Consider the following 23,234-nt stretch of genomic DNA (forward strand, 5'->3'; position numbering starts at 1 on the left):
TTTGTGTAGTGTTACCACAGGTGTAGTAATTCTGCAAGCAGAAAATTTAAGATTTTTCAGATTCTGTTGCGCAGAGTGATCGAATTGACTGCGTCATTGCACGAATTTGCAGACAGAAAGAGGCCATCGCTTCACAGGTTAAGCTGCAGTGAGCACAAGAGTTGGACACACTGCCTTGAAGGTGGATCAAGGTCAGTGGGCTACCAGCGCCTGATTTTGGAAAGACGCTGGTAGTGCCCCTGTTATGGTGTGCGATGAGAGGTTATTTTTCTTCTTCCGGACGCTGCCATTCTCCACGCATCCAATTGACGAGCAAATTCAGATCGTGTTGGGAGAGTTTCGATTCTTCGAACGCGGGCATGATGTTCTTGTCACTATAGAAGTGTTCTGCGCCCGGATTGCGAATGAAATCGGAGAGCCATTTGGTGGAGCCGTAACCGTTCAAATCGGGAGCAGCACCGCCCCCCTCTTCTTCAGGGTCACCGGCTTTCATGGCGTGGCACTGGGCGCAGTAACCGTCAAAGTCGACTACTTTCCCAGATTTATCTTTAAAGTCGATGCCGCTGAAGACAGACACGCCGCGTTTCATGACCGCTTCGCTGAGCGGTTCCGCATTCCGGTGTTTGGCTTCGCGTGCGATGAGTGCCGAGACGGCTTCGATATCTTCTTTCGAGAGTACGCCTTCCGGACCGACATAGCTGTCAGCCCAGTCGCTCATGTCTCCGTGTAGAATCGCGTCACCCCCTTTTGATGATCCGAGGTGCCCAAAAAACTTGGGCGCTGTCGGATCTGTCAGAAATTCCGCAATCCATTCTTTCGAAGCAAATCCTGCCAGATCGGATGCACGGGGAGTCGCTTTGACTTTTTTGCCGTCTTTCATTTCCATGATATTGAGACCTGTTCCGTCATGGCCGTTCCACGTATGGCAGACTCCACAGTGCCGTGCAAAAATCAACGGTCCCATCGACTTGGGGTCGTTGCGCAGTAGCGAAGCGGGGCCTTCCGGGGGCACACCATTTTTTTGAGCCAGCCAGGAAGCACGGGCGGCATAGGCGATTTCCTGTGAACGTTTCAAGGAATAGTCTGGCGCACTTCTCTCGGTTTTAATGCTATACCAGCTGATGCCGGAAATGATTACTAAACCGCCGACATAAACGGCAATTGCCAGACGCTGTCCCCATTTCTCTCCAAAGAATTTTTCGTAAAAGGGAACCAGGATCAAAATGGCCAGAAGCACACCTGGCAGGACGGCAGTAACCAGGACTTCCAGTTCTTTGGGAACCATGTGTCTGAGTTCAAACAGAAATCGTACAAACCACTCGGGACGTGCGATAAAGGGAATCGAACTGTCGCTGACGGCGGGCGCTTCGAGTTTGATCTCGCTGAGCGGCATGTCCATTTCCCATTCCGCCAGTTCTGGAGCAACATGTTGATTTTTGAGGGTAGGATAAACGACCATCTGGAGAATCACGATCCCAATCAGGATCAGGGTTAACACCAGAGTGCGCGTCGTTTGATAAGGCCAGTAAGGTTGAGTAATTTCGTCTTTGACCGGATCATCATCATCCAGTTCAAAATCGATTTCCGGATCGTCGGCAGCTTCTTTGATTTTTGCTGTTCGCAGACGGTCACGCCGCACGAGCGCCATGTGAATGGTAAACAGCAGAATGGCAATCACAGGTAACACGACAACGTGAATTGTGTAGAGTCGTGTTAGAGTCAGGTTTCCAAATTCGCTACCACCAACGATAACGGAGCGGAGAGTGGAACCAATCACAGGCATGGTCCCGGCGATTCCGGTTTCAATTTGATAAGACCAATAGCCTTTCTGGTCCCAGGGGAGCGGATTTCCGGTAATCGTGAGTCCGACAATCACGCCGCCAATCAAGAGGCTGGTCCAGTAAATAAATTCTTTTGGCTTGCGATAACCGGCTGAAATGATGACCAGAAAAATATGAATGATGACCGCGACAATCATCATGTGTGCAACATAATGATGCAGACCGCGTACAAACCAGCCTAGATCAACTTGTGTTTCAATGTAATGCACACTACCCCAAGCGGCTGCTTCGGACGGGCTATAGACCGTCATTAACAAAGTGCCAGTGACGATTTCCAGCAACATCAACAGGACCAGAGCCCCGCCCCAGATATTCTGCCAGCGGGAGCGTCTCTTCGTGGGGAAGTTTAATAAAAAGATCGCATGGAAGAAGTTCTTGTAGCCGGTTCTCTCGTCGATCCACTGTTTGGTTTTTTCTGACAGCACTGAAACATCTCCCTATGGGAAATCAAAAATATTACTTCAATAGAATAAGGTATCAGAGTTGGAAGGTTGGGAATGCGAACTCAGCCTAAGGCTTTTTTTTCTGCAATGCCCGGTTCAAATTTTTGGTATTCGACTTCAACCCACTGCTCGCCCCGTACTTTTTTCAGCGATGTTTTCAGTTCATCCATTCCGCGGAGCTGAGGGCCACTAACCGTACCACCGTCTGGCTCGAAGGTGGCTGCATGGCAAGGACAGAAAAACTCTTCGTCGCCAGGAACATAATCAATCACACAGCCCAGATGCGGACAAGTGGATGAGAACGCCGTCACCGTTCCGTCCTGGGCTTTGGTGATCCAGACTGAACCGATCGGACCAGACGGATATTTGGTCCAGGCATCGACGCGCTGATCGATGATGGAGAATCGTTGAGGAACGCCCGGCTCCAGGTCGTTCAGTTTGGCAAGTTGATACGTATTTTCTTGTTTTTGACCGCGCTTCAGCGTCGAAAGTAGAAAGCCTAATCCAGGCACCGCCAGAACTGTGGCATAGATGGCACCTAAAACACCAGTGCAATATTTGAGGAATTTTCGACGTCGCATGGTGAGAACCTTCAAATCTGAAAAGCCAGCTGTTGATCAGTAATCTGGATATCACTACTTGATTTCTGAATCAAACAAAATGTGACTTTTAAGGTAACGGTTTAGTTTTCTTCTATTTGGAATAGTAAACAGTCAAATGTCTGTCATACTTCAAACTGGTAGGATGCTTCTCGTTTTTAGTGAGTTGCTGTTGAGGAGGGAAGTAACAATCTACTTTTCCGAAACAGTAATCTTTAAGTTTCAGTTACTGCTGGAAGGCTGACTCTATCCTAACAAATCATACAAGAGATTACGAATGTTTATTTTAACTCTAATGGCTTCATGTCTTTAAGGCAATGGGAATAGTTAATTAGGATTATACTGTCCAGAATAGGGGAAGTACAATCCCGGGCTTCTGAATTCAGTCAGACAATAAAAAAAACGGCTCCCCCGAAGAGGGGAGCCGCTTTTATCTTAATTTCAGTCAAACTGAAGTCTTGATTGAGAACTAGTCAATCAGGCCGAACAGGTTTGACAGGCTGTTTCCGCTCAGACGGCGAGACTGTTTACGGTCTTGCATACGGCTGGGGAAGTAAGCTTTAGGATCTGAAGTTGGAGCAGGAGCTGCAGGAGCTGCTGAGGGTGAGCATCCAGCAGGAGCACATCCAGTGTGGCAGCAAGGTTTGTCACAGCAACCTTCAACGACTTCGTATCCGCAGAGTTCCAGAGCTTGAGTTGCTTCACGAACAACTTTCTTGTCACAGTCGCCCAGAGCACAAGTCAGAGCAGCTGTCAGCTCAGGTGAGCAGCAGCAGCTATTCTTGCGAAGCTGGTCGCCGATTTCATCAGCAGCTTTAGCACGAACACGTTCGTCAGCGTCGTTCAGAGCGTAGATGAAAGCACACATGATCTCAGGATTGCATTCGCAGGTGAATTTGTCGCCCAGTTTGTGAATTGCTTTACGACGGTGTTTAGCGTAGCAAGCAGTTTGAGACTGGTAGATCAATTCAGCGATTTCGCAAGGATCATAGTTGCAGCAAGGTTTTTCGTTGCAGCAAGAAGCTGGTGCAGCACAGGTCTTAGGAGCTGGTGTGCATGCTTTGGGAGCAGGAGCACAGCAGGCCTTGGGAGCTGGTGCACAGCAAGCCTTTGGTGCAGGAGCACAGCAGGCTTTAGGAGCTGGAGCACAGCAAGCTTTTGGTGCAGGAGCACAGCAAGCCTTAGGAGCTGGTGCGGCACATGCTTTAGGAGCAGGAGCACAGCAGGCTTTTGGTGCAGGAGCACAGCAAGCTTTAGGAGCTGGTGCGGCACATGCTTTTGGAGCAGGAGCACAGCAGGCCTTGGGAGCTGGTGCACAGCAAGCTTTAGGTGCAGGAGCGGCACATGCTTTAGGAGCTGGTGTGCAGCATCCTTTGCCGGTGTTACAACCGGTGTTGCATGTGTTGCAGCTAGATCCTGAGTTGCAGCAGTGCTTTTTGAACCAGCCACGCAGACGGCGAGCAGGCTTGCAGCAAACTGGAGCAGATTCACAGCAGCAAGGCGGTTTAATTGATGAACACTGACGTTGGTATGTATAAACGTTAGGCTCACATGGTTTGGTAATAGTGGGTTTACAACACTCAGGTTGACATGTCGAGGCACATTCACAGCTCTTTGCAGCCCCGCAATTAAGCGAAAGGTCAAAAAGATCTGCTTGTGCAACGGCATTCATCCCCAATGCCACAACAAATGCACTTAACAGACTAATCCATTTCATAGAACAGCGTCTCCTTCTTGGGTCGATTTCTGACCATCATAGACAGATTGATGTGCCTCTTTTGTCACATCACAGTGGTTTACGGCGCGAATTTTGTTTTGTTCCTTTAGGGACTGCTTTCGGTCCAAGTTGAAATCATCAACTCGCGCTGGCTTGAGCCTTAAAGGAATTGTGACTCACAATTCCTTTACAATAATTTCCGTAATTTCGATTGCGGTCGATGCTCTTGCGAGCACCGGCCAAATTCACATCCGAATTGTTTCCTTCTATCATTCAGACGCGAATTCTCATTGCGACTGCTACAATCTATCGGCGTGCTGTAATTATCGCTTGAATGTCTCAAGTCATTATCAGATAAAAAGGTTACGTCATTTTTACATCGGATTATTAGCATCGTAACGGTTGGTTAAACTAGGAGAGGTTTGCGACGAATTGAGTGCAGAAACGCCCCCTAAAATGTGTAAATCTGGGAGAGTTGTGTGCCAGAGGGAAACTTATATTTGACGGTTGGGGCTATGCCTAATGTGAGGAGGGACCCGTTCCTGTCAGCTGTTTTTGTTGGATGGTTTGCGACATCCTCGCTTTCAGCGTGCTCAGAATTCAGCCGGAAAAGTCTAACTAAGTTGCCTGGAATCTGTTCCAACTTTGCCGATCAATGCTGTCTGGAACAATGGCAACTGATTTTTTCTCTTTTCCTGCTGGTCCGTATGCTCAAATAGTGGGAATTATGTCTGGAAACAAACTTAATCAGTTTCGACCGGTCCTGACATGCATTTTTCAGGCAATGCTTTGACATGGTCTTGGTCAAAGGCTTTTGATTGTATCAGTTGAACAATCCTTGCTTTTAGCAAATTCAGGGTGCATAATGTATTAGAGTATTTCCAGTCGGGCCAACAGGAGAAAAACAAATGCGGTATCTTCTCGTTTTGAGCTTGGCTTCTTTCTTTATGATGCTTCCCGAACCGGCTGTCGCTCAGCGGCATCACTCGGGACACGGACACCATTACGGGCATTCGCATCACCATCATTCGTACCCGCGTTATTATGGTCGTACCTGGTCGAATCCCAGCTGGTCGGTCAGTGGTCGCTCCGGAAACGTTGCTTATAACTTCTCGTTTGGTGGCAATTCCTATTATGGCGATCCCTGGGGCCCCTACTTCTATAACCGTTTTGGTTATTACAGAACGGATGCCTTTATCGCTGGCAATCCCGTCCTGTTTTCTAATGGGTATTCCTTAAACGGCTTTTATCCGATTCTCCCTGGTCAGGGATATTCGCCACCAGCCGTTTATCCTTATAGCAATGTGCCGGGCGTCTTACCGACTCTGCCCGCTCATCCCCAATGGAATGATCCCAATAACGCTGCCAGTAATGTGCCGTTGAATCAGGCGTTGAAAGATGATCTGGATCGATGGAAAGACAAGAACTATCTGCCTGAGCCTTCAAAAAAGATTCAAAGATATGTCATCCCTTCCACACGGCATGCAAAAGAATTGAGCCTGCGAAATCAGGTCAAAGGGGACGAGTACTTTAAAAAGCTGGATTATCGAAGAGCCTATGATCGCTATAAGCTGGCTGCTTCTCTGGCGAAAGATCTCGCGACTCCCCATTTCAAAAAAGGGTTTGCCTTAGTTGCATTAACACAATATGACCGGGCTGCGTATGAATTTAAACAGGGACTGGCTCTTGATCCCACCTGGCCTGCGACCGGTGAAAGTTTGAACGAGTTGTTTGGTTCGGATCATATGATTGCGAAAGATTCAATGTTGCATCAGGTGGCTGAGTTCGTCAAAGAAGATATTCGCGATCCTGATCGGCTGTTTGTATTCGGCGTGGTGTTACATTTTAACGGTCAGACAGAACAGGCAAACGATGTCTTCAGAACGGCGGCTCGTCTGGCGGGACGCGGCGATCATTTTCTGGCGTTTCTGGATCCCAAGCCGGTTCCAGGAAAACAGCAGATGATTCCACAGAAAGGTGCCCCTTCCGGGTACGTTGTTGATCCGGCGAAAACCCGACCACCCGCATTTGAAGCAACCAAACAGCAACCGCAGCCGAAACCACAGGGACCATCACGATCAGCTCCGATCTCCAAGCCACTGCCTCTGCCGCCACCTCCTGCGAAGCAGAAGGCGCCGCAGATCAACAATCTGCCTCTACCCCCGCTCCCTAAAGACGCCGGTACACCGGGCGAACCGTTGATTCCTCTTCCCGAGCCTGCTAAAAGTCAACAGCCGCCGTTGTTGATACCTCCACAGAAATAGAACACCTCTTTTAATCACCGGGCTCAATACGACTGATGACAGATACTGCCTCTCCTCGATTGTTAGTGACATTATGTACTTATAACGAGCGCGAAAACCTGGAATTGCTGATCCCGGAGATTCACAATTACTTGCCAGAAGCGCATATTCTGGTGATTGATGATAATTCGCCCGATGGGACAGGAGAGTATGCGAAAGAACTGGGAAAAGCCGATCCACGGATTCATTCGATCCATCGTACCGGAAAAATAGGGCTGGGAACGGCAACGATAGCCGGTTTCCGGTATGCGATCGAAAACAAATATGATCTGGTTTTGAATCTGGATGCCGATTTCAGTCATCCACCCCGATTCATGCCCGATCTGGTAGAAGCGACCCAAGAAGCTGACGTGGCCATTGGTTCTCGTTATGTGCCGGGGGGCAAAATCGAAGGTTGGGGGCCGAAACGTTATTTTATGAGTGGGGCCATCAACTGGTATGCCCGTTTGTTGCTCCGTCTGAAATCACGGGACTGCAGCGGCAGTTTTCGCTGTTATCGGGTTCCCAAACTGGCCGAGATCGATTTTGATCTGCTGCGGGCCAAGGGTTATGCTTTTCAGGAAGAGATTCTCTATCGCTGCCGTCGTGTGGGCTGTACGTTTAAGGAAGTCCCCTTCACGTTCGAAGAACGCCGGTTTGGCAGCTCGAAAATCAATATGGGTGAAGCATTTTCTGCGCTATGGGTGATGTTCGTGCTGGGGATTGATAACTGTTTGGGTAAACGGGTCCGTACGCTTCCCGCTGAGTCCTCAGAATAACCGGCCGGTTCACTGTCTCAGGAATGACTGTGAGACTCATCAGGAAATGCCCCTTCGCGGACTTCGTTTGCATACGCCTGTACGGCAGTCGTCATATCTGAAGCGAAGTTGGCATATTTCTTTAAGAACCGCGGATGAAAATCGGCGTTCATGCCCAGCATATCCGGCGTAACCAGCACCTGACCGTCGCAGCCAGGTCCAGAACCGATGCCAATGGTGGGGACTGTGACCGTGTCGGTAATTTTTTGTGCGATGGGTGCTGTGATCATTTCGAGCAGAATTCCAAAGGCCCCTGCTCTTTCTGCAGCAAGTGCATCGGCTATCAGTTGGTCTTCGTCCCGTTGGATTTTGCCCATGCCTCCAATCGCCCGCACGGATTGTGGTTTGAGACCCAGGTGGGCCATGACAGGGATGTCGGCTGATGCGATGGCTTCGATGGTTTTGGCCTGATTGACGCCCCCTTCCAATTTGACGGCATCCGCGCCGGTCTCCTTCAGGATACGTCCCGCATTTTCCAAAGCCTGTGCGGGAGAGACGTGAAATGACATAAAAGGCATATCAATGATCACTAAAGCCCGCTGGGCAGCGCGGGCCACGATTTCGCCGTGATAGATCATCTCATCGACGGTCACCGGGAGCGTTGTACTCTTGCCTTGGACGACCATTCCTAAAGTGTCGCCTACCAGCAGGCAGTCTAAGCCGGCTTCATCCATAATTTTTGCTGACAGATAATCGTAGGCAGTCAGCATGGTGATTTTCTGTTTTTTTGCTTTGGCAGCCAGAAATCGGGGGACGGTAAACTTTTTGGGCCGTGCGGGGGACGCATTCGACACGGAACTCTCCTTAAATCACATCGCTGGTCTGGCACAGCAGCCAGAAATCAGGCATCTACGGACTATCATCGTAGACGTTCTTAGCAGTTGAGGCTCCACAATAGGAAAATGGAGTCCTGATTCGCAAGACTGAGGTCTGCTTTTCTTCAAAAACAGATCGGGCACAACGGCTGTAGTATTTTGCACCGTATTATATTGCAACACCTGTTGCATAATGCGGCGCATTCTTTTGGGGGGATCGACTAAGCAAGATCTTCATAAAAACGTAAAGGCCTGAATATAAGTGTCTTACAGAAAAAGTTGCACGAAATTTTCTGAATGGTACGGCTTATGCATTAGTACTATAGCAGCGATGGTGGCAAGCGTTGGCCCGCACTTGCTCCATTCAGCACAGAAAAGGTGCTTCAGTCATTCACATGATTCGAAGCACCTTTTTTTACGTCTATATCTATGCGTTATCCCCTGATTTTCTCCTCGGCTTAAAAACGAGTCCTTTCCCCTTCTGGAATTCCTGCCCTGACTTCATTAGGATTGTGACACACGCCAGGTTCGTATGCTGGCTGTGTTTCAGAATTCCATTCCACTGGCAATTTCTCTTGTCCGAAATCTCTTATTTCTGATTTCCGCCGAGAGAGTCTGCATATCAGGAGGTGACCGAACGTGCCAGAAAAAGTCGTCGTAATTGGATCAGGACCCGCCAGTTGGGCCGCTTGCATTTATACTTCTCGTGCTAACCTTGAACCACTCTGCTTCGAAGGGGCGATTACAGAAGAAAATCGCCTTCAAGGGACTCTGCCCCTGGGACAGTTAGCCTTAACCACCGAAGTCGAAAACTATCCCGGCTTTCCCGCCGGTAACCTGGAAAGCTATCTTAATGATTCCATCGACGAATCGAAGCGGAAGTATATGGCACCACATCCCGGGCATGGTGTGAGCGGCCCGGAGTTGATGGAGTTGATGCGTCAGCAAGCGGTCAATTTTGGCACACGGGTCGTGACCGACGACGTGGTCGATGTCGACTTTTCCTCACATCCTTTTAAGATTACCCCTCTCAATGGCGAACCTGTGGAAGCCTTGTCGGTGATTATTGCCACAGGAGCTCGTGCAAACTATCTGGGACTCGACTCAGAAAACCGCTTCAAGAACATGGGCGTCTCTGCTTGTGCCGTCTGTGATGGCGCGATGCCTCGATTCCGTAATCATCCTCTGGTGGTTGTTGGTGGGGGAGACAGCGCCATGGAAGAAGCCAACTATCTGACCAAATTTGCTTCCAAGGTCTATATCGTGCATCGTCGCGATGAATTCCGCGCCAGTAAAATTATGGCAGAACGGGCATTGGCCAACGAGAAGATTGAAGTCAAATGGAATTCGGTCATTGATGAAGTGTTGGGCAATGATGAAAAAGGAGTGACCGGCGTTCGCATTCGCAGCACGGAAGATGAGGGTCAGACCGAAGAGCTGGAAGCGACCGGCTATTTCGCCGCCATTGGTCACACTCCGAACGTCAGCTTTTTGAAAGGTCAGATTGAAACCAACGACAAAGGTTTCATTCAGTGGAAGATTCCCTTTCGCACGAATACCAGCGTGGATGGTGTGTTTGCTGCCGGCGATGTTGCCGACGACAACTACAAGCAGGCGATCACCGCCGCCGGTAGTGGCTGTATGGCGGCCCTGGATGCGGAACGCTGGCTCGTTGAAAAAGGCCACGAGTAATCTGGACCTGCTGATTCATACTTTTTCAATCATGTCTGAAAGGACTTCAAGATCATGCTGTCAAAAGAAGGTTGTCTGGCGCGACAGAAACGATTGTGGGAAGCCGTTCCCGATCATCTGGAATGGATTCTGATCGCGGACCCGCGTCACGTCCTCTATCTTTCGAATTTTCTCGTTCAGCCCTGCAGTTTCTCGCGAGGCGAACGGGCGCTGCTGCTGTTGGATCGTGATAAAGGCGTTACGCTGATCGGCGATAATTTTACGCTACGGTCCTCCGCTGCCGATTTCTTTGTCGATCATGAAGCCATCGAAACGTGGTACGATCACAAACATTCGGTGGAAAACCGAGATCATGTGCTGTTCAAGGCACTCGGGTCGGTGGTTCCTCAATTAAAGGGTCGTGCCGGTGCGATCGAAGCAGAATGGTTGCCGGTGGGCGCGTTGCAGGAACTGGAAATCACCCAGACTGATACGACGCTGGAATTAGGCAGCGTGTTGCGTCAATTGCGTCGGCAGAAACACGCGGATGAAATCGAGCTGTTGAAACAGTGCATGCAGGCCTGTGATGCCGGCCATGCCTGTGCACGGGAAGTGGTGGCAGCGGGGAAAAGTGAATTCGACATCTTCCGCAAAGTTCAGGCGGCTGTACTGCAGGCGGCGGGCCTGCCTGTGATCATTTACGGCGATTTTCGTGCATCCACTCCTGCCGTCCCCAAAGCGGGAGGTCTACCTTCCGGCCATGTACTTGAGAATGGGGATCTGTTCGTCCTCGATTATTCAGTTGTGATTCACGGTTACCGGAGTGACTTCACGAATACCATCAGCGTTGGTGAACCGACGGCTGATCAACAGAAACTATTCGGTCTATGTCAGGCTGCCATGCAGGGAGGCGAGTCGACTCTCAAAGCGGGAACGAAATGTGCCGACGTGCATGCAGCAACCGCGGCACCGATCTGGGACGCCGGCTACAAAGAAAACTTCCAGCATCACGCCGGTCATGGACTGGGACTGGGGCATCCGGAAGCACCGATTCTGGTGCCGGAAAGTACGGATACCCTGCTGGCCGGTGATGTGATCACACTCGAGCCCGGTGTTTATGTCGAAGGCATCGGTGGGATGCGGATTGAGCATAACTACCTGATTACGGACGACGGATTCGAGCGGCTCAGTAATCACGTCATTTCGTTAACGTAAAAATTGTCCTGAGTGAACTTTCGAAAACAGAACGGCCGGTTTCAGTGTGTTGATGAGCCGGCTGTCTGTTTCACTCGGGGATATTCCTAGTTCTGTCAGGTGTCTCAAGCAGCATGTCCTCTCCTGAATATCCGAAATGGATTGATGACGACTTGCAGAAGATTCGGGACGCGGGTCTGTTTCGATCCCGGAGAACCTTCAAACCACTCCCAGGCGGGCGCTGCCTGCTGGATGGTCAAACGCTGATCAATCTTTCCAGCAATGATTATCTTGATCTGGCGCACGATGACCGTCTGATCGCTGCTGCCACGTCGGCGTTGTCGGAAATGGGAGTCGGCGCGCGGGCCAGCGCGCTGGTCAGTGGTCGTACCGAATGGCACGAACGGCTGGAATCGCAGCTGGCTCTGTTTGAGGGGGCTGAAGCAGCGATTCTGTTTCCCAGCGGTTATGCCGCTAATCTGGGTGTTGTCTCGGCGTTGGCGAGTGAACAGGATACCGTATTCTGCGATCGCCTGAATCATGCGAGTCTGATTGATGGCTGCCGGCTCTCTGGTGCCCGGTTACGCGTCTATCGTCATGACAATCTCGAAAAGCTGAAACGCGAGCTGGAGAAAGTGACCGGCGACGGAAAAAAAATCATCGTCACCGATTCAGTCTTTAGCATGGATGGCAGTCTGGCCCCCCTGGTTTCCCTGTGTGATCTGGCAGAAAAGTATGAAGCGATTTTGATGATTGATGAAGCACATGGTACCGGCGTCTGGGGCGCCACTGGTAGAGGTCTGGCGGAAGAGCTTGGTGTCGAATATCGGGTGACGGTTCGAATTGGGACGCTCAGTAAAGCGGTCGGAACGATGGGGGGCTTTGTAGCCGGTTCGTCGGCTTTGGTTGACTGGTTGTGGAACCGTGTACGGACACAAATCTATTCAACCGCCCTGCCCCCTGCGATCTGTGCAGCCGCCTGCGAGGCGTTAGAGATCATTCAGGCGGAACCGGAGCGGCGGCGTGTTCTGTTTGAGCGGGCAGATTTTCTACGTAAAGAACTTCAACAACGTACGAACATCACGATTCCCGCGTCTAACGGACCGATCATCCCGATCATTCTGCAGGACCCCGATGTCACCATGAAGGTCGCGGCGGAGTTGCAGGAAGCTGGTTTCCTGGTCGGCGCCATCCGGCCTCCTACGGTTCCCGAGGGGACGTCGCGGCTCAGGGTCTCTGTCACTTATGCTCATACACAAGACGATCTGGTGCGGTTTTTAAAAGCATTGGATCGTTCACTCGCCAGAAATGTCGAATCTCGATAAGGTAGGCAAATCAGCTTTTCCAACACAGAAACATCACTCATCGGGTTGTCTGACAGCCATTTTGAAACTCATCGATTGAAGACTCTTGCATGAATTTTCGTGATCAGATCAAAAATGAATATCCGTTTGAATCTCACTGGTTGAAGATCGACGGCCATCAATACCATTATCTGGATGAAGGCCAGGGACAACCGTTGTTGATGGTCCACGGGAATCCGACCTGGAGTTTTGCCTGGCGTCGGCTGGTGAAGCAGCTTTCTTCCCAGTATCGCGTGATTGCCGTTGATCATATGGGCTGTGGCTTGTCCGATAAGCCTCAGGATTATCCGTACCGGCTGGAATCGCACATCAATAACTTGAAGACGTTGATACAGGAACTGGATTTGCAGGACATTACGTTATTTGCTCATGACTGGGGCGGTGCGATCGGCATGGGGACCGCCGTCGATTTACCTGACCGCTTTCAGCGGTTTGTGTTGATGAATACGGCCGCCTTTCGTTCACAGGAAATTCCGCTGCGGATTGCAGTCTGTCGGATTCCCTTACTGGGAGCCATCGGCGTTCGCGGATTGAATCTATTTTCGGGCGCCGCAATTTCCATGGCGGTCAATAAACGGGATCGGATGACGGACGAAGTCAAAGCCGGTTTTCTCGGGCCTTATGATTCATGGCAGAATCGAGTGGCCGTGCATCAGTTTGTGAAAGACATTCCGCTCAAAGCCTCTCATCCCAGCTATGCAACGCTGCAGCATGTGGAAGAAGGCCTGTCACAGTTTCAAAACCATCCGATGCTTTTGATCTGGGGCGAGAAGGACTGGTGTTTTACCACCAATTTTCTGGACGAATTCGAACGCCGGTTCCCCCAGGCGGAAACATTACGGATTTCGGATGCGGGACATTATGTGTTTGAGGACGCCCATGAAATCATGTTGCCCCGCATCGAACAGTTTCTAAAAACACAGGCCTCACCGCTCGGTTAAGCAGTGAAGCCTGCGGGAAGTCTGCTGATTAAAATTAAAAATCGCCGAACTCGGGATTGATTAAGTGCTCGGTCGAGCCGAGGTGTGAAACCTTCTCGATTTTCTTGCGGGGCTTCTGAGGTTTGTACGCTTCAAAGTTATCTACCCGAAATTCGGAAATCATGTGATTGATCCGATTTTCGATGTTGGTCAACTGGTCTCCCTCATCAGGTGCCACAAACGTGAAAGCGGCGCCTTTCTGATCGGAAGACAACCGGCCCACACGCCCGATCCGGTGCACATAATCGTCACTGAATTCAGGGATATCAAAATTGATAATGTGGGAGATGCCGCTGACGTCGATGCCGCGTCCCATGACGTCTGTGGCAATCAACAGGCGAATTTTTCCTTCACGGAATTTTTTAAGAACACGGTCCCGTTTCGTTTGTGGTAAGTCTCCGTGGATGGCGGCGACGTCTTTGAGTTTCTTGGAAAAGATCCGATCGAGTTTATCGGCACCCCGTTTGGTGCGGGTGAAAACGATCGTTTGTTTGGGGCGTTCCTGAAACAGGAGTCGCGAGAGGAGTTTGATTTTTCGATCCGGATCCACAGTGATGTAATACTGATCGATGGCGTCGACGCTAACTTTGTTATCAGACAGATCGATCATGACCGGCTCTTGCATGTAGCGTTGAGCCAGACGCTCGACCGGAGGTGGCAGGGTTGCCGATAGCAGTAAAGTCTGTCGTTCTTTCGGGCACTTCCGCAGAATCTTTTCGATATCGGGACGAAAGCCGATATCCAGCATGCGGTCTGCTTCATCTAAGACGACGAAACCAAGTTGGCCCAGTTTGAGATTTCCGCGATTGATATGATCAATCACGCGGCCCGGCGTCCCGACGGCGATCTGGGCTCCTTTTTTCAATTGATTTTCCTGGGGACGAACTGGTTTGCCACCCACTAATACCGCGAGACTCAGTGATTTCGAAGGGCACAGCTTACGAATTTCTGCTGCGACCTGCTCACTCAATTCCCGGGTGGGAGCCAGGATCAAGGCTTGCATGCCTGGACGTCTGAGGTCAATTTGTTGCAATACGGGCAACGAGAAGGCGGCTGTCTTGCCGGTTCCGGTTCGAGCCTGTCCGATACAATCCTGTCCGGTAACGGCAATCGGAATCAGTTCAGCCTGAATGGGGCTGGGTTTTTCATACCCTGCTTTGCTGAGATTTTTTAAGATTTTGTCATTCAGTCCTAACTGATCAAATTTGGTTTTGGTTGTCTTCTTTTTCTTTTTCGTTTTCTGAGTCATTTTCCTAATTGTTCCTGCTGAGGCAGGAGAAAACTCGCTCTCTGATGAGGCATCCTGGATTGGCTGGTTACTCTGATTCGTTTTCACTTTGACTCTCAGTGCCGGTTTCTTTAGCACTGTCAAGCTTTGCTTGTTCCCGAACCGAAACGCCAATCAGACGCTTGATGTCATTACTGTCAATGGCCTCTTGTTCTACGAGTGCTTTTGCCAGCAGGTCAAGTTTCTCCCTGTTTTCTGTTAATATTTCTTCTGCCCGTTGTTCAGCCGCGTTTAAAAATCGCTGCATTTCCTGGTCGATGACGTGGGCCGTTTCTTCACTACATTCGCCCTGTGATTTCATCTCTTTCCCCAGGAACGGGTTCTCATCCGAATGGCGAAACGCCACCGGTCCGATGACATCACTCATGCCCCACTGCCCCACCATTTTTCGTGTGATCTGGGTCGCTCGTTTGATGTCATCTGCTGCTCCGGCTGTATGTTCGCCGAAGACAATGCCTTCCGCAGCCCGACCACCCAACATGAATGCTAACTGAGAGTGAAGTTGCTTCTCTCCCATATTGTAGCGTTCTTCATCGGGCAATAGCTGCGTTACTCCGAGTGCTCTACCACGAGGAATCACCGTGACTTTGTGAACCGGATCGATCTCCGGAAGTAACCAGGCCAATAACGCATGGCCGGCTTCGTGGTAAGCTGTCATTTCACGTTCTTTTTCGCTCAAAATCTCCTCACGTTCTGGTCCCATCAAGACACGATCCCGAGCATTATCAAAATCTTCCTTATCGACCTGGTCTTTGTTGAGACGCGTTGCCGATAAGGCCGCTTCATTCACCAGATTCTTCAGGTCAGCACCTGAAAAACCAATCGTACCGGCGGCGATATGATTCAAATCAACATCATCTGCCAGCGGGATTTTTCGCGAGTGAACTTTCAGGATTGCGGCTCGTCCTTCTTTAGTGGGTCGGTCCACTGTGATGTGCCTGTCAAAGCGTCCGGGACGCAGCAATGCCGGGTCCAGGACATCCGGACGGTTGGTTGCTGCGATGATGATCACCGCTTCATTCTGCTGGAATCCATCCATTTCACTGAGCATCTGGTTCAACGTCTGTTCGCGTTCATCGTGTCCACCTCCGAGACCGGCACCTCGAATTCGTCCCACGGCATCAATTTCATCAACGAAAATGATACAGGGGGCATTTTCTTTGGCGGTTCGAAACAGATCCCGTACGCGGCTGGCACCGACGCCGACGAACATCTGAATGAATTCCGACCCGTTTATGGAATAAAAGGGAACACCGGCTTCACCGGCCGTTGCACGGGCCAATAAAGTTTTTCCGGTTCCAGGCGAGCCCATCAGCAAGACGCCTTTGGGAATTTGTGCACCGAGACGCTGAAACTTGGCTGGTGTCTTCAGGAACTCAACGACTTCCTGTAATTCCGATTTGGCCTGCTCCATGGCTGCGACATCGTCAAAGGTGGTTTGTTCTTCCGAGGGGCGGAACCGCTTTGCCGGGCTCTTGGTGAAGTTACCCAGCATTCCGGAGCCCATGGGGTCGGCGGAACGCCGCAGCATGAACCAGAAGAATCCGATGATTAACAATGGCCCAATCAGCCAGGGAATGATGTACGTACCGATGCCAACATTGGTACTTTCCGCCTTGAAATCAACTTTCTGTTTGATCAGTTCCGGAACCAGGTCTCGATCTTCAACTGGGTGTGAAGGCAGAACTGTGTTGAATTCTTCTGCCAGTTTTTCCTCTTTCTCTTTTTTTTCCTTATCCGGATTCTCAGGACGAATCTTCCATTTTCCGGTCAGGATGTCGCCATGGAAATCGACGGATTCCACATTGCCACGTTTCAGCTCAGAAATGAAGAAACTATAGTCGACCTTCGATCCCGTATTTTCCGGCGAGTTTTTCATCATGATCAGACTGCCAATTACCAGAATCAGCAGGATAATCAGCCAGGGACCTGTTGAGGGAGCGGCGCCCTGAGAATCTTTGCCGGGTTGCTTTTGCGGTGCTTTGCCTTTGGGAGGATTTTCCTGGGGGATCTCCGGAGGAGAGGCCATATGATGTTCCGTTCGTTTACTGAGATCTTTATTTTATATTGTTGCTGAAGACTGGCTTACTCATGGTGTGGCATACACGTTGAATCAGTCGTCTGCCAGGAAATCGTCGCACCACGATTATGGGGGACGATTGTTTATTTCTATGTTTCAGTAATATGTTGCTGATTCTATGAGAAAATCCGTCTTGCAGGCAATGGTGGGAAGCCTGTTTTTAGAAAGGATCGAGCAAGCTGTCAGTAAAATAAGTTCTTCCAAGACGGGATGTTATTGCATTATTGGGTGGGCCACTAATCTTTTAATCCATAACGCACAATGCACCACAGTGCTTTGACACCGTCTCGCCAGCCAATTTTCTTCCCCTGATCATATGTGCGACCATCATAACTGATCGACATTTCGAATATCCGACAATGGCGCCGGGCTACTTTCGCTGTCAGTTCCGGTTCGATTCCAAACCGATTCTGGCAGAGTCCAGGGGCGATTTCCTTGATCACCTCTTTTTTAAAGAGCTTGTAGCAGGTTTCCATGTCGGTCAAATTGAGGTTGGTAAAACAGTTCGAGAGCGTGGTCAGGAATTTATTCCCCAGATAATGCCAGTAATAAAGCACCCGGTGAGGCTGGTCTCCCAGAAAACGGCTCCCGTAGACGACATCAGCTTTCCCTTCAATGATGGGCTGCAGAAGACGCGGGTATTCTGAAGGATCGTATTCCAGGTCGGCATCCTGAATCAGCATAACATCGCCTTGTGCTTCAAGAAATCCGGTTCTAACGGCGGCCCCTTTTCCCTGATTCACCTCGTGAAAAATGACGCGAAGCTGATTTTGGGGGTCGTCGCTCGTCTGTGCCTGTTCTTCCAGTCGTTTCAGGATTTCCCGTGTTCCATCGGTGCTGCCATCGTCGACTAGAACCAGTTCCTTTCGAATCGGAACAGCTTTGACCTGATCAATCAGGTTTTCGACAGTCTTGCTCTCATTGAAAATGGGAATGACGACTGAGAGTAAAAAGTCTTCTGGAATGGGATAAAAGCCAAGCTGCCGACAGCCCGCTTCTCCCAGTGATGCTTTTAAGGAGCTATACCATTCGGTCGTGTACGGGTAACCGTGCTCATCCGATTGAGGAACTGGAGTCATTGAGTGGAAATCCATGATTAACTTTGATACAGAGTGGTTAAGGTTTGATAGGTTCTATTCTGTATTATAAGTTGCAAATGGCATCTGCAAGAGGACTTTCTGATTGGTTTCTGCTTTCGACGCTGGCCAGGTTGAACAAACCGGTTTACATTATCCAGACTGTCAGGTTGATATTCTTCTTTTTTTCACTCATTCCGGATTTTCCGAATTTACTGATCTGTTAGATTTGAGGCACGACAATGAAATCGACACAAATTTTGTTCACTGATGTGAATTCGCAAACCTGGGTGGAAGAAATCCTGCTGAATGCAGAGAGCCATCCTGAGTTTTCCGAGAATCCGAGTTGGTCAATTCGCAAAACACAACTGCACGGCGGACTGTCGGAAGGCGTGGATCTGATCGAGGTGAATAACGGCGCGCTACAGCTTTCGATTCTGCCCACTCGGGGAATGGGGGTCTGGAAAGGGAATTGCCAGGGAATTCCGCTGGAATGGCAGTCTCCTGTAAAATCGCCTGTAAATCCTGCATTTGTCACGCTTTCGGAGCGAGGTGGACTCGGTTGGCTGAGTGGCTTTAATGAGCTGATTTGTCGGTGTGGCCTGATCTCAAACGGACCTCCCGGGGCCGATTCAGCAGGTAATCCCCTCGAATCAGAATTAACTTTGCACGGGCGGATTGCCAATACGCCCGCGCATTATGTGAGTGTGGAACTCGACCCTGCTGACGGGGGTTGGTTGAAAATTAGTGGCAAAATGGAAGAAGGCATGCTGTTTGGCAGTCATTTTCTACTGGAATCGACGCTCGAAACCCGTCTGGGATCAGCAGAATTTCGGATTCGTGACCGTGTGACTAACCTGGGACCGGAACCGACTGAGTCGGAATTGTTGTATCACATCAATGTGGGCGCGCCGTTTTTGGGGGAAGGTTCCCGATTTGCGATGCCATTTAAGGAAATGGCACCCCGAGATCCCCGTGCGGCAGAAGGGGTGAATGAGTTCGAGACGTATCTGGGACCCACACCCGGTTATGCTGAGCAGGCGTACTATTTTCTTCCTGTCTGTGATGAGAATGGGGACTCGCCGGCGTTACTGACTGGCAAAAAGGGGGCCTTAGGTTTTCTGGTGAATTTTAAGAAGGCGTCTCTCCCTTATTTTACACTGTGGAAGAATACTCAGTCTGAGTCAGGCGGCTACGTGACAGGGCTGGAGCCTGCGATCAGTTTCCCGAATTTCAGGGGAGTCGAGCGGGAGCAGGGGCGCTTAAAGCGCGTTGAGCCAGGGGGCAGCTACGAGACCGAATTTCAGGTTTCAATTTTGAATAATTCGGATTCCGTTGATGAGGTCAGGCAGAAAATCACGAAGTTAAGTGAACAGGGCCCCTCGGTTGTGCATGAGACGCCCCATCCCCGGTTTTCTTAATGCCTGATTCTGGCAATCTGATGACTGTCAGTCGGGATTGTGAATCAGAGCCACAAAAAGTCAAAAAAATACAAGAAATACGTGATTTAATGACTTTCAGACATCTATATGGCTGGAATTAAATCAATTGGTTCTGATATATTTGCTGGACTGATCTCTTGGGTGCATTGATCAACGCGTTGTGTGTTGACCGCTTAGAGAGACATTTGGTTTTGGAGAAATTGATATTCGCTGGAATGTTGCGGGAGATTCTCTGATCTCTTCGCTTTTTTTTTCGATTGTTGGATCGCATTCAAAGACAAGTTGACGTACTTCTCTCTCCCCCCTGCTCTTCGTGAGCGAACGTCTGAGACCTGTTGACAAAGAGATGTTTTTGGATTGCTGGAACGGGTGAACCAAAGTGAGTTCATGCCATGTTCCGCTAACAGCAAAATTTGATGGGGCATTCCTGTAAGAAGTTGATTTTGAAATTTTAAGTGTATTTGGATTTTTTTTAGTATGGTTGATCGTAATTTAATTCGAGAGTTTAACATTTCTGATGAAGACCTGGATGCGGCATTCGCAGAGGTCATGCCAGAAGTTGATGCAGAGGGTGAAGAAACCGATTGGGTGTTGGATGACGTCTATGCTTCCGTCTCCTGTGCTTATGATGTAAATCAGATTATTGATGGTGTTGTTTTAAGCGTTGAGGGTGAAGAGGTTCTTGTCGACATCGGATTCAAGAGTGAAGGTGTCGTTCATATTGACGAATGGTCTGAGGATGAAGAACCTCCCAAGGCCGGTGATAAGGTTCAGGTACTGCTGGAAGAAGTCGAAGACGAATTCGGCTTGACCATGCTTTCCAAGCGCAAAGCCGATCGCATTCGCGAGTGGGAAAAAGTCATCGCAACACACGCCGAAGGCGATGTGGTTTCCGGTACTGTTGTTCGCAAAATCAAAGGTGGCCTGCTCATTAATATCGGCGTGAATGTCTTCCTGCCAGCCAGCCAGGTTGATATTCGTCGTCCTTCCGATATCGCCAACTACATTGGTCGCACCATTGAATGTGTGATTTTGAAAATTGATGAAGCCCGACGAAACATTGTTGTTTCACGTCGTAAACTCATCGAAGAAAAACGTGAGAAGCTCAAACAGGATCTGCTCAGCAAGATTGAAGAAGGTCAAATTGTTAAAGGCGTCGTGAAAAACATCGCCGACTTTGGTGCCTTTGTTGATCTCGGCGGGATTGATGGTCTGTTACACATTACCGACATGAGTTGGGGACGTATCAACCATCCGACTGAAATCGTGAAGATTGATGACGAAATCGAAGTCATGATCCTGAGCGTCGATCGTGACAAAGAAAAAATTGCCCTCGGTCTCAAGCAGAAATCACCCAGTCCCTGGGAATTGGTCGAATCCAAATACCCAGTGGGTACCAAAGTCATCGGTCACGTTGTCAACGTGATGTCTTACGGTGCCTTTGTGAAACTGGAAGACGGCATCGAAGGCCTGGTTCACATCAGTGAAATGTCCTGGACCAAACGCATCAACCATCCAAGTGAACTCGTCAATATCGGCGATGAAGTGGAAGTGGTTGTGCTGGGTGTCAACAAAGACAAACAGGAAATCTCTCTCGGTATGAAGCAGACTCAGTCCAATCCATGGGACGAAGTCACCAAGAAATACCCGGAAGGTGCCAAGGTCAAAGGAACCGTTCGCAATCTCACCAACTACGGTGCCTTCATTGAACTCGAAGAAGGTGTCGACGGCTTGCTGCATGTGAGCGACATGTCCTGGACACGTAAGATTTCTCATGCCAGCGAAGTCATGAAGAAAGGCGACGAAATTGAGTGTCTGGTCATTTCCGTTGATGAAGAGCGAAAACGAATCGCACTGGGATTGAAGCAGCTCGCTTCCGATCCCTGGGAAACCGATATTCCTCAGAAGTACCAGCCCGGTGCCATCGTGCAAGGGGTGGTTACCAAGATTACGAACTTTGGTGTCTTCGTAGAACTGGAAGATGAGTTGGAAGGCCTGCTGCACATTTCAGAACTCGCGGATCACAAAGTGGAAAACCCCGAAGATATCGTCAAGGTCGGCGAAACACTGGATGTCAAAATCCTGCGTGTTGACACTGATGATCGTAAGATCGGCCTGAGCCGTAAGCTCGAAGAACCGATCGAAGAAGAAGCGTCGGGTGAAGCCGGTGAACCAGCAACCGCTGGTGCTCCTCGTAAGGAACTGATGGGTGGAACCGGTGGAAACGCCCCGCTGTTCAGCATGCCTTCAGAAGGTGCTGAAACTCCTGCAGAAGAACCTGCTGCAGAAGAGAGTTCTGAAGAATCGGCAGAATAAATTATTTCCAGTCCAGTTCTGACTGGAAATGGAATTGAAATTAAAAGCGGTGGTCTTAACGGACCACCGCTTTTTTCGTTTCTGCGAAAGCTGCGGAGCTACTTGATGAGGATGTCCAATCAACCACTTTTGATGCAATGCCTGGAGTCCGATTCTGTGCAAAACTGTAGTAATCATTGTGTTTTAGCAGTAGAGGTCTACCTGATCCCTACAATCGTTACAGTTTCTGCAGATTCCTCGTTTCCTGTTGGGCTTTTCCATACCGCCTTCAGAAATCCACTTTGATTTGCCGATAGGTAGTTTACAGGGTGCAAGGTATATCTGCCTTGATTCTGTAAATAAATCATCGTGTCGAGAGGAAACGAGTTCCCGCGAACGGTTGCAAATCTAATGGAAAGCCATGGAATTGGTTCGGCATTTCCATTTGTCAACAACGAATAGATAACAGGTTTTCCATGCAGAAAACTGCTCGACGGCGTTCCTCTTCAGCCGTACAGAATCCGTTAGAAACATATCTCAAAGAAATCAACGAAACCGCCCTGCTCTCTGCAGAAGAAGAGAAGGAGCTTTCGAATCGTATTGAAAACGGTGACAAAGAAGCCCGCGACCGTATGGTGCGAGCGAATCTGCGGCTTGTTGTGAATATCGCGCGAGCCTATTCAGGCAAAGGTCTGCCACTTCAGGATCTGATTGAAGAAGGCAACTTGGGTCTACTCCGGGCCGTTGAAGGCTTCGATCCCGAAATGGGGACCCGTTTCAGTACCTACGCCAGTTACTGGATCAAACAGTCGATCAAACGAGCTTTGGTGAATTCCGCGAAGACCATTCGTATTCCCGCCTATATGGTCGAACTTTTGACCAAATGGCGGCGTGCCACCGCTCAGCTTCAAGACACGCTCGATCGAACTCCCACCACAGAAGAAGTGGCCAAAGAACTCGATCTTCCACCGAAGAAATTGAAAATTGTCAAGAAAGCGATTCAGCTGTATAATTCGTCGCCTCAATCCGAGCAGCATGAGGCTGGCTGGTCACTGGGAGAGATGATTCCCGATGATCGCTTAAAAGGCCCCGATGATGAACTGGTTGAGAATGACAATCTGAAGCATGTCTATCGACTGCTGAAAGAAATTCCGGATCGCGAAGCCAGCATTCTGCGGATGCGGTTTGGTCTGGACGGTGACGAACCAAAAACATTGAAAGAGATCGGCCAGGAATTAGGTTTGACGCGGGAACGCGTGCGGCAGATCGAGAGTGAAGCACTCAAAAAACTGGCCAAAGAAATTTCCGGCGAGTAAGCTTTGGAATGAC

The 23,234-nt window shown here is 49.7% G+C and carries 17 protein-coding genes; 10 read left to right on the forward strand and 7 right to left on the reverse strand.

Going from position 1 to position 23,234, the window contains the following annotated elements:
* Positions 1-262: 262 nt before the first annotated feature.
* From Pan241w_RS11700 to Pan241w_RS11710, 3 genes are all read right to left on the reverse strand, one after another.
* Complete coding sequence (locus Pan241w_RS11700; RefSeq protein WP_145215484.1) at positions 263-2,266, reverse strand: cytochrome b N-terminal domain-containing protein; 2,004 nt, start codon at positions 2,264-2,266, stop codon at positions 263-265.
* An 80-nt stretch (positions 2,267-2,346) separates the two neighbouring features.
* Positions 2,347-2,865, reverse strand: coding sequence for a QcrA and Rieske domain-containing protein (locus Pan241w_RS11705; RefSeq protein ID WP_145215487.1), 519 nt, complete (start codon positions 2,863-2,865; stop codon positions 2,347-2,349).
* A gap of 487 nt (positions 2,866-3,352) precedes the next feature.
* Positions 3,353-3,751, reverse strand: a complete 399-nt coding sequence (locus Pan241w_RS11710) for a HEAT repeat domain-containing protein (protein WP_390621005.1) — start codon at positions 3,749-3,751, stop codon at positions 3,353-3,355.
* 124 nt (positions 3,752-3,875) lie between these two features.
* On the opposite strand from Pan241w_RS11710, the gene Pan241w_RS11715 reads away from it, so the two are divergent.
* The 3 genes from Pan241w_RS11715 to Pan241w_RS11725 all read left to right on the forward strand — a co-directional run bounded on the left by Pan241w_RS11715 (position 3,876) and on the right by Pan241w_RS11725 (position 7,661).
* A complete protein-coding gene (locus Pan241w_RS11715; RefSeq protein ID WP_145215490.1) occupies positions 3,876-4,406 on the forward strand; it encodes a hypothetical protein in 531 nt (176 codons plus the stop codon).
* 1,102 nt (positions 4,407-5,508) lie between these two features.
* Positions 5,509-6,864: a tetratricopeptide repeat protein gene (locus Pan241w_RS11720; protein ID WP_145215493.1), complete on the forward strand. Its 1,356-nt coding sequence runs from the start codon at positions 5,509-5,511 to the stop codon at positions 6,862-6,864.
* A gap of 35 nt (positions 6,865-6,899) precedes the next feature.
* Positions 6,900-7,661 (forward strand): polyprenol monophosphomannose synthase, encoded by a 762-nt coding sequence (locus tag Pan241w_RS11725; RefSeq protein ID WP_145215496.1) that lies wholly within the window; start codon positions 6,900-6,902, stop codon positions 7,659-7,661.
* Between the two features lie 17 nt (positions 7,662-7,678).
* Here the strand turns inward: Pan241w_RS11725 and panB are convergent, their stop codons facing one another.
* Positions 7,679-8,494, reverse strand: coding sequence for a 3-methyl-2-oxobutanoate hydroxymethyltransferase (gene panB, locus Pan241w_RS11730; RefSeq protein WP_145215499.1), 816 nt, complete (start codon positions 8,492-8,494; stop codon positions 7,679-7,681).
* A 660-nt stretch (positions 8,495-9,154) separates the two neighbouring features.
* Here panB and Pan241w_RS11735 point away from each other — a divergent pair.
* From Pan241w_RS11735 to Pan241w_RS11750, 4 genes are all read left to right on the forward strand, one after another.
* On the forward strand, positions 9,155-10,207 hold the full coding sequence (locus Pan241w_RS11735) for an FAD-dependent oxidoreductase (RefSeq protein WP_145215503.1): 1,053 nt from the start codon (positions 9,155-9,157) through the stop codon (positions 10,205-10,207).
* Positions 10,208-10,261: 54 nt separating this feature from the next.
* The gene (locus tag Pan241w_RS11740) at positions 10,262-11,401 is read left to right on the forward strand and encodes a M24 family metallopeptidase (RefSeq protein WP_145215506.1); all 1,140 of its coding nucleotides are present in this window, start codon (positions 10,262-10,264) and stop codon (positions 11,399-11,401) included.
* A gap of 113 nt (positions 11,402-11,514) precedes the next feature.
* A complete protein-coding gene (gene bioF, locus Pan241w_RS11745) occupies positions 11,515-12,705 on the forward strand; it encodes an 8-amino-7-oxononanoate synthase (RefSeq protein ID WP_145215510.1) in 1,191 nt (396 codons plus the stop codon).
* Positions 12,706-12,794: 89 nt separating this feature from the next.
* Positions 12,795-13,685, forward strand: coding sequence for an alpha/beta fold hydrolase (locus tag Pan241w_RS11750; protein ID WP_145215512.1), 891 nt, complete (start codon positions 12,795-12,797; stop codon positions 13,683-13,685).
* A 34-nt stretch (positions 13,686-13,719) separates the two neighbouring features.
* Here Pan241w_RS11750 and Pan241w_RS11755 read toward each other — a convergent pair whose 3' ends face one another.
* From Pan241w_RS11755 to Pan241w_RS11765, 3 genes are all read right to left on the reverse strand, one after another.
* Positions 13,720-14,973 (reverse strand): DEAD/DEAH box helicase, encoded by a 1,254-nt coding sequence (locus Pan241w_RS11755; RefSeq protein WP_145215515.1) that lies wholly within the window; start codon positions 14,971-14,973, stop codon positions 13,720-13,722.
* A gap of 67 nt (positions 14,974-15,040) precedes the next feature.
* Positions 15,041-17,041: an ATP-dependent zinc metalloprotease FtsH gene (gene ftsH / locus Pan241w_RS11760; protein ID WP_145215518.1), complete on the reverse strand. Its 2,001-nt coding sequence runs from the start codon at positions 17,039-17,041 to the stop codon at positions 15,041-15,043.
* Between the two features lie 287 nt (positions 17,042-17,328).
* Complete coding sequence (locus Pan241w_RS11765; protein WP_145215521.1) at positions 17,329-18,171, reverse strand: glycosyltransferase family 2 protein; 843 nt, start codon at positions 18,169-18,171, stop codon at positions 17,329-17,331.
* Positions 18,172-18,410: 239 nt separating this feature from the next.
* On the opposite strand from Pan241w_RS11765, the gene Pan241w_RS11770 reads away from it, so the two are divergent.
* The 3 genes from Pan241w_RS11770 to Pan241w_RS11780 all read left to right on the forward strand — a co-directional run bounded on the left by Pan241w_RS11770 (position 18,411) and on the right by Pan241w_RS11780 (position 23,221).
* The gene (locus Pan241w_RS11770; protein ID WP_145215523.1) at positions 18,411-19,589 is read left to right on the forward strand and encodes an aldose 1-epimerase family protein; all 1,179 of its coding nucleotides are present in this window, start codon (positions 18,411-18,413) and stop codon (positions 19,587-19,589) included.
* A 498-nt stretch (positions 19,590-20,087) separates the two neighbouring features.
* Complete coding sequence (locus Pan241w_RS11775; protein ID WP_145215526.1) at positions 20,088-21,926, forward strand: 30S ribosomal protein S1; 1,839 nt, start codon at positions 20,088-20,090, stop codon at positions 21,924-21,926.
* A 455-nt stretch (positions 21,927-22,381) separates the two neighbouring features.
* A complete protein-coding gene (locus Pan241w_RS11780) occupies positions 22,382-23,221 on the forward strand; it encodes a sigma-70 family RNA polymerase sigma factor (protein ID WP_145215529.1) in 840 nt (279 codons plus the stop codon).
* Positions 23,222-23,234: the final 13 nt, after the last annotated feature.

The sequence above is a fragment of the Gimesia alba genome (assembly GCF_007744675.1).
Classification (GTDB): Bacteria; Planctomycetota; Planctomycetia; order Planctomycetales; family Planctomycetaceae; genus Gimesia; species Gimesia alba.